This window comes from Cupriavidus sp. 05N39, from assembly GCF_056397325.1.
On record NZ_JBFTNE010000399.1, the window covers coordinates 1 to 371 of the forward strand.

Genomic DNA, 371 nt, shown 5'->3' on the forward strand with positions numbered 1-371 from the left:
CTACCAGATCCCCGGCCGGGTGCCGGAAGACGGCGTGCCGCGCCAGGCCGTATCGGACTACTGGCGTGAGCGTTTTCCCAGCGAGCCGTATTACGACAACACCCAGTTCTTCGATGACTACGAGCCCGCGTATCAGCTGGGCCACAACTCGCGCGCCGATGATGTGATCCGCGCCTACGAGCAGGTCGAAGCGGAGCTGGAAAYGCGTTGGGCGCAGGAACGTGGCAAGAGCAAGCTGACCTGGGAACAGGCCCGCAATGCCGTGCGCCGCGGCTGGGATGAATCCACCGCGCTGCGCCAGTCGCACCTGGACAAGGGCGTGCCGCGCGGCACCTGAGCCCGCGCGCGGCATTCCCGGGGGTGACTCAGTC

General features: G+C 67.0%; 1 pseudogene. It reads left to right on the forward strand.

Annotation, left to right across the window (positions count from 1 at the left end):
• A pseudogene (locus AC1DN0_RS41890) lies at positions 1-337 on the forward strand (hypothetical protein); the annotation flags it as partial.
• Positions 338-371: the final 34 nt, after the last annotated feature.